This window comes from Pedobacter sp. GSP4, assembly GCF_051857575.1.
Taxonomy (GTDB): Bacteria; Bacteroidota; Bacteroidia; order Sphingobacteriales; family Sphingobacteriaceae; genus Pedobacter.
The window spans coordinates 114,567-123,974 of the sequence record NZ_JBPZIR010000012.1 but is presented as its reverse complement, the minus strand read 5'-3'; the positions used below and the strand labels follow the sequence as shown (position 1 = coordinate 123,974).

Sequence of the window (9,408 nt, the reverse complement as noted above, 5' to 3'; positions counted from 1 at the left end):
GAGATTCCGTAAACTTGATTCTTTTCATATTACCAATTAAAATTAATAGTTTTTTCTAATAGCCTCGCTGCGCTCGGTCTAGAATTATACTTTTAACTGGTCTGAATTTTGGGAAGTGCACAATTCATTCTTGATGAAAAGTCAATCCATTTTATTCTATCAAACAAATAAGCAATCCAAACCGTATAAGCAAAAAGCCGGGCGGAGCCGGCAGGCAGCAATCGTGCGCCGGCCAAAATCAAAAACCCGGTAATGCCCAAATAAAAAACAACTAACTGAAAACGAACATAAAACCGGTACTTTCCAAGCTTGTACAGCATCTACCGGATTCAAATCCGGGTAATATTTAAAACATTATTTTTAACAGCTAATCTTTTTAGCTAATTTTCCGGCCTAATCCTATGAACATCGCAGAAGACATATCCGTAAATTCCAAACTGATAAAGGAAATAGTCAAAAGCTATAACCCGCTGGATTATACCCCTCAATTGAGACACCTCTTGAGCGCTTTTTATCCTGAGGATATACTCGGTAATATTTGCAGACCTGACCTGCATAAAAAAATCAGTGAACTCATCATCGACGGGTACGAAGGTGAGCAGGTGTTAAAGTACCGATTATTCGACGCTTTCAAAAATACTGACCTTGTAGCAGCCTACGAAATAAGGGTTAAAAAAAGTAGGGTCGATTTTTTGACTATCAATGGTTACACCACCAGTTACGAAATAAAATCAAATCTCGATAATTTGGATAAGCTTGCGAAACAGTCCCGCGATTACCTCGATGCTTTTGAATTTAACAACATCCTGATTCACCAAAGACACCTTGACAAGTGTTATGACATTATCCCCAAAAGTTTTGGTATAATAACCGCTGGCAAAGACCACTATTCCTTTGTCAGAAAACCTGTTTTTAATAAAAAAACTGATCCGGTAAGCCAGTTAAGTCTGTTAACAAAAAAAGAAATCTCAAAATATTTCGGGCAACAAGAGGTTTCTGACATTCTAGGCTATTTTACACCGGCCGATATCAATACCCAATTCAAGCTCGCCCTGAAAGCCAGGTATAGCAGGCGCTGGAATTTCATTGTAGAGCACGCAAACGAAATATTACCGGTCGATCTGCAATTCTTTTTCAATAAAAACATCAATCCCGCCATCATATATGGCTAGTTGTTAAAGATACCGGCCAATATCTTGGTGCGCATACAGTGAAGATAGTGTTCCATTGATATCCGCTTGAGTCTGGCCGGGATGCGCCACTGAATTGTTTCGTCCCACATTCCCTCAACCAGGTTCCAGCCCTGGTTCTGTTTCCCCAGATATTGCAGATGGGATTCTTTCATTCTACGGATGAAATCCGAGATTAGCAGATCTTTTAGAATAACCCCTCTGATATCATCACAGTTCCGTTTCTCATATTTTCCCCATTTCCTTCCACGAAACCCATAGTAGACATTCTCTACAGGATCATAAAATAATAGTCCCGGGCTTAAAATGCCTCCTTCCTCGATCAGATCTTTCTTTACTCCGGCAAAGTCGGAAAAACAATGTGCACCGAGCTCGCCGAATTTCTCCATCAACATATTTGATGTGCCCGCTATGATTTCCCCATGCGCAAGCCCACTATTGGTCAGATTGTGCGATAAAGCACTATTCATCAAAACAATGGTACACATATTAAAACTTTTGAGTTTTCTCATCAGGTATTCTGCCGCTTCAAAATCGTCTTCATTGGCAAGATTTGCTTCACCGATATCTATAAAAAGAAAATCCTGGGACTGCGCAACCGCTTCGATCTGCTGAAGATCACTATAGAGCGTCTTTTCGGACGTTCGAAATGCAATCGTTCCAAAAACTCCCCTCAGATCAGCTTCCTGCAATTTTATGCTATCCTTTTCACTGGTGATCTGCGCGTAAGTGCTGATGACAGGTATCATGTTTTTGCAACCCGAGAGGCTTATCATATGTCTTGTTCTTTCAGCCCTACTCTCCACAACTGTCGAAAGGAATTCGATCACATCGTCCTTCATTTTTTTCTTACGCATCAGATGCACCGGCAGATCGACAAATACTTTTTCACTTTTGATCTTATTCAGAACAGGCAAAAAGTGCTCATAAAACTTCTTGGGTTCCTTTTGTTGGCTCTTTGCGTTTGGTTTTCGCGGAGGAGGTTTCCTAAGATGCTTTTTAAAGATTTCGATGTATGGATAAATTTCCTTTCCAAAATCAAATGATGTCAGCACATCCTTTTCTTGTTGTCTCAGTCTAAAAACAGGTATATATACGGGTGAGTCCATGAGCGTTTTTCAAGTACTAGATTAAATGATTTAAATTAATTTTGGATTTGAAGTCGTTCCCAAAATGATAGGGCATTTTTTTTAAATGATGCAATCTACCCACCACTATTGCTGGATGCGTAAGAAATTTCCTAGCAATTTTCCGAACCAACCTTTCATCTATATCCCCTTCGACAAGTTCAAGAAACGAATCCGGTAACAACCAGTCCCTCGCGAAATCATTGGCTTCATTTTCCTTTTTCTGATCATTCTCTACCCCTTCAAAATCTTCAATAAAGACATCTTTTTTACCATGGAGCAGAATGTGTCCGGCTTCGTGGTAAAACGTAAACCAAAAGTGATCGTTTGTCTTATAACGGTCTGTAATTTGAATAACCGGGGTACCTCCAATCCATCTGGCAGCACCACTTATCGGCGCTTTTGAAAGGCTTTGTGAATAGATCACAGCAACGCCAGCGGTGGCACACATAGATTTGAGTTTGCTGGCAAAATCTTCAGGTTGTTCTTCCACTATTGATTTTAGATTTTCAAGGATGACTTTGAAAGCATCTTTATCATAATTTGGAAGCCGCTCGTCTCTTACTTTTAATTCTCCGATTCTTAACCATGCGGCCATACTGCTTAGCAAACTTGTGTTCGCATTGCTCTTGCGAAAGTCCGTATGAACATAGGTATCAACATAAACGCTGTTCCACTGAACAGGCGTTGCAACACCGTAGAAATGAAGACATTCCTCAACCATCTCAGTTCCGAGTTTCGAACTCTTAATGTAGCCCAGTTTCTGCAGATCCTTTATCGGCTGTTCTTTTGCCCAATCAATACACTGTTCCAAAAACTCTTCCTGTTCTATCCGCGCTAGTTTCTCGCGATAGTGCATTTCTCTGTTCAACCAAAACTGCATATCGATCCCAAGCACCTTTTCCAATTGCATAGCGGTATTTACGCTTATCGGTGCTTTCCCAGAAATCATATCGTTTATCTTCCCTGGAGTCTTCCCCATCCTCTCGGCTAACTCCGCCTGGCTCATTTTCAGGTACTCAATCGTTTCCAATATCGTATCGCCCGGTTTTGTCAATAATTCTCTTTCTATTTTACTGTTGGTGTTCATGTTTGCTGTTGTTGTGGATTAATGGTAATCTGTCGTCTCTATAATCCTGATATCGGTGACTTCAATTTTATTGATTTCACCATTGTCTTTCTTAGGTACTGGATCGTGATCAAGTTCAAATATCATCCGGTGGTTGGGCGAAATATTCAGCGCCCACTCCCCACTGCGTTTTCCCGATAACGCATGACAGTTTGCGGCAGGGATCTGGCAGAGCACTTCCAGATTTGGAGATGCAATAATATCGTCCAATCTACTCTGGACTTTTTTGGCCATAACGCCGAATGCCTTCATGATCTCAGAAGGTGAACTTAATTGCTTTTTAATCTTATTCGAACTATAGGCTATCTCCATTAGTTTAAATTTATTTTTATTACCTAAATTCGGTAATAATATTTTACAAAGGTATACAAGTTTTTATAAACTCCAAATAATTAGGAATTTAATAGATCAGATGTTCTTGCCGACCGGTTTTAACAGCTGAAAGAATGGTTGCCAGTTCTCAACCGGTAACGATCTTCTCTTCATTTTTGTGAAGAATAAAAATGCCTTTCCTTACACCTGGCATCTCATTTTCTTCCCCGACGCAAACCTTATCTTCCACTTCCTCAGGATCACCCAGAAGCAGATTCTTATCCGCAGCAATCCGTTTCGACTTATCCACGATCTTCGCATACACCTCCGTATTCTTCAGCACCCGGTGCCCCAGCATCTTAGATACCGTATAAATGTCCGTACCCAGCTCCAACTGCAAAGTCGCAAAGGTGTGCCGGAAACTATGGAAAGTGATATTCTTATCAACTCCCGCATCCGAAAGCCATTTGGTAAAGAATGACTTTAGCCTGCTGTAAACAAGCCCAGGAAATAATAATGATCCCCCAGCCCCTCTATCGCCCAGGTAGCTATAAGCCTGATCAGAAATCGGAAGCACCTCTGCACTTTCGGTCTTCTCCTGCGAAAACTGGATTTCAAAACTCCCAAACCTGCCCCTGATATTGAACCATTTCAAAGTCGAAACATCCGACCAGCGAAGTCCCGTTAATCCTGAAAACATAGCCGCACATTTCATCAGTTCAGAATCAGTAGGCGTATTGGCCAACAGCCTAAACTCCTCCATTGTCAAACGTTCTTTATGCGTCTCCTTCGGCCTGATCGGATCTACCATACTGTGGAGATCGATCGGTATCAGGCGTTTTCTGTACAGTACCCGCAGCACTGCCCTGAATTTGGCAAAGTAACTTGCTGCCGTATTTCTTTTGATCGGCCTGCCGTACCGCGCTATACCCGGACCACTGAGCAAATAATTCTTAAAATCCTCACAGAGATAATCGGTCAGTTCCGGCAGTATAATCTCCCTTCCACAAAAAGCAATAAAATACCGCAGGGACATTTCCCACTGGTCATGGACGCCCTGCCTCCTCTGCCTGGCCACCTGCCGGTATACCTCAATGAAGCTCGCTTCCCTTTCATGCTCCGATACCAGCCCAAACCGCCTGTTCTGCAGTTCGATCTGCCGCTGCGCACACACCGTATTGGCCGTAATCAGCGTCTGCTTATTATGCTTGCGCTGAAAGTCGTTTTCGGGCTTGGTGAAAAGATATAACCTCAGGCAGACAAAACGGATACTTTTTCCCGTTGCTGGATTTAACAATGGTGGATAGTAATCCAAAAAAAGCGTCTGCCTATTGTTCCTGAGCGCTTTCGCTCTAAGTTTTACGTTGGACATATTTGGTTTTATAATTGGTTAGACAGGCATATTTCTAGTGCCATTAAATATTATTTATTCATTTTTATTTAGGCTAATCACAACAAGAGCCGATTTATCTGGTGGATAGCAGGTGGCTAGCAAGTTTCCTTGAGGGGAGTGGTAGTTTGAAGAAGTATAAAATTGCTAAAAGCAAATCTATTTTCAAAGCAAAACGCTCACCAAAACCCTCGCAAAAAACTGACTAACAAATCATTATTACCCTTATTAGTCATAATTCATCGTTAATTACCATGCTGACCTGCATCGCATCTTTAGCGATTTTGTCTACCGCCCGTTTCAGGAAGTATACGTAATGCCCGACCCGTAACTTGGGAACATTTCGTCTCTTAAAAATAGCGTATAAAAGTCCCCGCTCCTTTCCCAAAAGCTGAACACATTCCTCTATCGAATAGCAGTCCGATATTCTGATAGGTTTCGAGGCCAACCGCTGATTGGCTTTGCGTTCCCCATCTAACGGATCTGCCCTGGGAACCGACTTCTGTTTATAAAGCTTATCTACCGCATCTTTTGGGATCAGAATCTCTTTGCCGACTTTGACCTTTTCTATCCCGCTCCGCTGCAGCATTGTGTAGACCGCTTCCCTGGATTTTCCAAATAAAGCAATGACCTGGGCGGTGGTATAATAGCTCGGAGCAGATTCATCATCTGATTTTTGCGGTTCTACCGGTTTCTTTGCTATATCTTTCAGCCACATCTGCTGATCAAAAAGGGAGAGAAAATCCATCCGGAGAACCACCGTTTTGCGTGTATGTATCTTCGCAGCCTTCAGCGTTCCGCTATTGATCATCCCATAGACCGTTCCCTTGTGCGAACGCAATAGATAAGCAACCTCAGCTACAGATAGTACTTCCCTGTCCAAATGTGAAACCTGGTATTTAAAATCCCTGGATACCGTTTCAAGATCAGAAGACTGTATCTTATCCGCCCTTGCTTTAGACTTATAGTACCTAGAATTACAGGCTTTGCCACAGAACCGGGTCACCGTCTTCTTCGCGATGAAAGTCTGGTTACAGCACTCACATTTCCTTAAGATTTTTAAATTACTGCTCATAAGTTAAGTCTCCCATTTTCTTGCTTTGTAGTGCTTCTATGGGCTTCTATGATCAGTTAATACTGGACATTGAACATACAATACACTATTCAGATTCCCTTGTCAAAAAAAGCTACAAATACGCTACAAAACATTGAATAACAGGGGCAAATTACGAAAACATTGGACATAAAAAAATCGTTAATTAGTTAATAATTAGCGATTTAATTGTCGTTTTTAGTCAATAGTCGACTAAATCCATAGGATTACTTGCCGATACAGAACTTGGTAAAAATATTCTCCAGCAAATCATCTGTCGTAACTGTTCCGGTAATTTCGCCAAGATAATGCAGTGCCTGCTTAATATCCATGGCCAGAAAATCAGAGGTAACCGGATTATCTACATTATCCAGTACCCTTTGCAGGGCATGTTCTGTTTGTTTAAGGGCTTCTACATGGCGGATATTGGTAACCAATGTTTCGCTGGTGTTGATATGGTGCAGGTTAACTTGTTCCAATAAAGTTGTTTTTAATTCGTCTATACCAATCTTTTCTTTGGCCGATATAAAAACAACGTTCAGTTTTTCGAAAGCTTTACGTTGGACTTCACTGATGAGGTCGGCCTTATTTACAAGAATTAAATAGGGGATCTGCAGTTGTTCCAATCCCCTCACCTGCTCTTCAATTTCCGAAATACTTTGCGCGGCATCGGCCATGTAAATTATCAGTTTGGCCTGTTTCATTTTCTCTAGGGTACGCTCAACGCCCAAGGCTTCAATAATGTCGGCCGTATCGCGTATTCCGGCAGTATCAATAAAGCGGAAAACAATGCCACCTATGGTGAGTTCATCTTCAATAGTATCGCGGGTAGTACCGGCAATATCCGAAACAATGGCGCGTTCTTCGTTTAAAAGGGCATTTAACAAGGTCGATTTACCCACATTAGGTTTACCTGCAATAACAATGGGTACGCCGTTTTTAATTACATTGCCCATTTCGAAAGAGGAAATCAGCCTTTGCAGCACATAGTTAATTTTAACAACCAGGTTCTTTAACTGCTCGCGGTTGGCAAACTCAACATCTTCTTCGGCAAAATCGAGTTCGAGCTCTATCATTGAAGCAAAATGGATGAGCTGCTCGCGCAATCCTTTGAGTTCATTGGCAAAACCACCACGCATCTGCTGCATGGCCACATCGTGCGAAGCCTTCGAGTTAGAAGCAATTAAATCGGCCACTGCTTCTGCCTGACTTAGGTCAAAAGCGCCATTCAAGAAGGCACGTAAGGTAAATTCGCCAGGTTTGGCTGCTCTAGCGCCCTTGCTAATGAGCAGGTTAATAATCTGCTGAATGATATAGTTTGAACCATGACAGGAAATTTCGACCACATTTTCTTTCGTGTACGATTTTGGCGCTACAAACAATCCTGCTACAACTTCATCAACAATATGATTACCATCTTTTATCAAACCAAAATGAAGGGTATGCGAAGCCTGCTGTTCTAAATCTTTCCCGGCAAAAACGGCATTGGTTAAAGAAATAGCATCAGGTCCCGATAAGCGGATTACGCCAATGGCTCCCGATCCTGATGGAGTTGATAAGGCAACAATGGTATCTTGATTGTTCATGTACAGTATTAAAGGCGCAAAAATAAGTCTAATCTATCGGTATATCATTAGGAGGAAGTAATTTTTTCGTGGAATGGGTTAATCCGGTTAACTGTTGAAACTGGTTAATTGCCCCCAAATGCCAAACCCTCAACCCCAAATTGGTTAATTGGTTAATTGTTTCCAAACGCTAAACCCTTAACTCAAAACGAGCTAACTGACGCATAGCGCTAAACGCGAGACTCCCCGCCCCTCACTTCCATATTACATCATCTATTTCCCACATGGCATTTTCGATGATTTTAAAACATTTTTACGCTGCCTGTGTTTAGAACTGAAATCAGAATAAGCTTTTATGACTAACAATTTACCCTTAACAGTTAAACGAGCTATAGAGTTATTGGGTCTTATGGCCATTGTAGCTGTTATGGTAATCGGTCGGGATATTATTATGCCCATGTTGATGGCCTTTTTCATCAGCATTATGTTGTTGCCAGTTTACCGCTTTTTGAAACGCAAAAAAGTTCCCGAAACATTGGCCATTATCCTGCCCATTTTGTTGGTTGCCCTGTTTGTAGCCTTAATTGTGTGGTTCTTTTCCAATCAGATCGGTATTCTGGTTAAAGATTTTCCGCAGATTAAAGCCAATGTAACCCAGCATATCAACTCCTTAAGTGATTGGATCAGTCGCATTACGCATTACAATGATAAACAGCAGAAAGCTTTTATACAGGCTAAGAGCGACGATCTTATGAACATGGGCACTTCGCTTGCCGGTGGTGCAGCAGTTACCCTGAGCGGTATTTTCGTCTTTATCGGCCTGCTTCCCATTTATATCTATTTAATGCTTTTTTATAAAGATATTTTATTGCGTTTTATTTTCATGTGGTTTAAAACCGACGATCACCCCAAAGTGAAGGAAGCCATTTATGAAACCGAATCAATCATCAAAAGCTATTTAATCGGCTTATTGATCCAAATTAGCTATATGACTATTTTATTGGGTGGAATATTGATGCTGATCGGCATTAAACATGCTTTGCTGATAGGCGTAATCTTTGCCATATTAAACCTGATCCCTTATGTGGGTGCTTTAATTGGCAATGTAATCGGTGTACTGCTCACCCTTACTTCATCGCAAGAGTTATGGCCGGTAATTACGGTATTATTGGTTATTGCCTTCGTTCAATTCTTGGATAACAACATCCTGATGCCACGCATTGTAGGTTCTAAGGTTAAAATCAATGCCTTATTTGCCATCCTTGGCGTATTTATCGGTGGTAGCATTGCAGGCGTCTCCGGTATGTTCCTCGCTTTGCCTATTGTGGCCGTACTGAAAGTTATTTTCGACAGAACGGAATCTTTTAAACAATGGGGAGTATTGTTAGGTGATGAACGCCCGGCAAAAAGCCCCATGACATTTGCTAGTTTCAGAAAAAAGAAAGCTGTTAGTGTAAAGTCGGGCACTGAGAAATAATATCATTCATTTTTTTGCAATCGGATTTAATGTATTAAATTCGATTGCAATGATCGCATTACAGATCGGCGCTAGATGTAAATTAAGGTTTTTAGTGCACTTTTAGGTATCTTTTTATAATTTAG

At 41.3% G+C, this 9,408-nt stretch carries 8 protein-coding genes; 2 read left to right on the top strand and 6 right to left on the bottom strand.

The window, feature by feature from the left end:
* Window positions 1-401: 401 nt before the first annotated feature.
* Window positions 402-1,172, top strand: a complete 771-nt coding sequence (locus ACS5PU_RS23245; protein ID WP_439461549.1) for a sce7726 family protein — start codon at window positions 402-404, stop codon at window positions 1,170-1,172.
* Here the strand turns inward: ACS5PU_RS23245 and ACS5PU_RS23240 are convergent.
* The 6 genes from ACS5PU_RS23240 to mnmE form a co-directional block, all read right to left on the bottom strand.
* Window positions 1,169-2,299, bottom strand: a complete 1,131-nt coding sequence (locus tag ACS5PU_RS23240; protein WP_439461548.1) for a beta family protein — start codon at window positions 2,297-2,299, stop codon at window positions 1,169-1,171. The two genes, ACS5PU_RS23245 and ACS5PU_RS23240, sit on opposite strands and share 4 nt — an antisense overlap.
* Before the next feature lie 16 nt (window positions 2,300-2,315).
* Window positions 2,316-3,407, bottom strand: a complete 1,092-nt coding sequence (locus ACS5PU_RS23235) for a HigA family addiction module antitoxin (RefSeq protein ID WP_439461547.1) — start codon at window positions 3,405-3,407, stop codon at window positions 2,316-2,318.
* 18 nt (window positions 3,408-3,425) lie between these two features.
* Window positions 3,426-3,758, bottom strand: a complete 333-nt coding sequence (locus tag ACS5PU_RS23230; protein WP_439461546.1) for a killer suppression protein HigA — start codon at window positions 3,756-3,758, stop codon at window positions 3,426-3,428.
* A 148-nt stretch (window positions 3,759-3,906) separates the two neighbouring features.
* On the bottom strand, window positions 3,907-5,130 hold the full coding sequence (locus ACS5PU_RS23225) for a tyrosine-type recombinase/integrase (RefSeq protein WP_439461545.1): 1,224 nt from the start codon (window positions 5,128-5,130) through the stop codon (window positions 3,907-3,909).
* 250 nt (window positions 5,131-5,380) lie between these two features.
* The gene (locus tag ACS5PU_RS23220) at window positions 5,381-6,223 is read right to left on the bottom strand and encodes a helix-turn-helix domain-containing protein (RefSeq protein ID WP_439461544.1); all 843 of its coding nucleotides are present in this window, start codon (window positions 6,221-6,223) and stop codon (window positions 5,381-5,383) included.
* A 245-nt stretch (window positions 6,224-6,468) separates the two neighbouring features.
* Window positions 6,469-7,827 (bottom strand): tRNA uridine-5-carboxymethylaminomethyl(34) synthesis GTPase MnmE, encoded by a 1,359-nt coding sequence (gene mnmE, locus ACS5PU_RS23215; protein WP_439461543.1) that lies wholly within the window; start codon window positions 7,825-7,827, stop codon window positions 6,469-6,471.
* Window positions 7,828-8,161: 334 nt separating this feature from the next.
* Here mnmE and ACS5PU_RS23210 point away from each other — a divergent pair, with 334 nt between their 5' ends.
* Window positions 8,162-9,283, top strand: coding sequence for an AI-2E family transporter (locus ACS5PU_RS23210; protein WP_439461542.1), 1,122 nt, complete (start codon window positions 8,162-8,164; stop codon window positions 9,281-9,283).
* Window positions 9,284-9,408 lie beyond the last annotated feature (125 nt).

Bases quoted from the DNA above. Each gene is read 5' to 3' on its own strand.
- ACS5PU_RS23245 (WP_439461549.1), top strand. From the start codon at position 402: ATGAACATCGCAGAAGACATATCCGTAAATTCCAAACTGATAAAGGAA.
- ACS5PU_RS23240 (WP_439461548.1), bottom strand. From the start codon at position 2,299: ATGGACTCACCCGTATATATACCTGTTTTTAGACTGAGACAACAAGAA.
- ACS5PU_RS23235 (WP_439461547.1), bottom strand. From the start codon at position 3,407: ATGAACACCAACAGTAAAATAGAAAGAGAATTATTGACAAAACCGGGC.
- ACS5PU_RS23230 (WP_439461546.1), bottom strand. From the start codon at position 3,758: ATGGAGATAGCCTATAGTTCGAATAAGATTAAAAAGCAATTAAGTTCA.
- ACS5PU_RS23225 (WP_439461545.1), bottom strand. From the start codon at position 5,130: ATGTCCAACGTAAAACTTAGAGCGAAAGCGCTCAGGAACAATAGGCAG.
- ACS5PU_RS23220 (WP_439461544.1), bottom strand. From the start codon at position 6,223: ATGAGCAGTAATTTAAAAATCTTAAGGAAATGTGAGTGCTGTAACCAG.
- mnmE (WP_439461543.1), bottom strand. From the start codon at position 7,827: ATGAACAATCAAGATACCATTGTTGCCTTATCAACTCCATCAGGATCG.
- ACS5PU_RS23210 (WP_439461542.1), top strand. From the start codon at position 8,162: ATGACTAACAATTTACCCTTAACAGTTAAACGAGCTATAGAGTTATTG.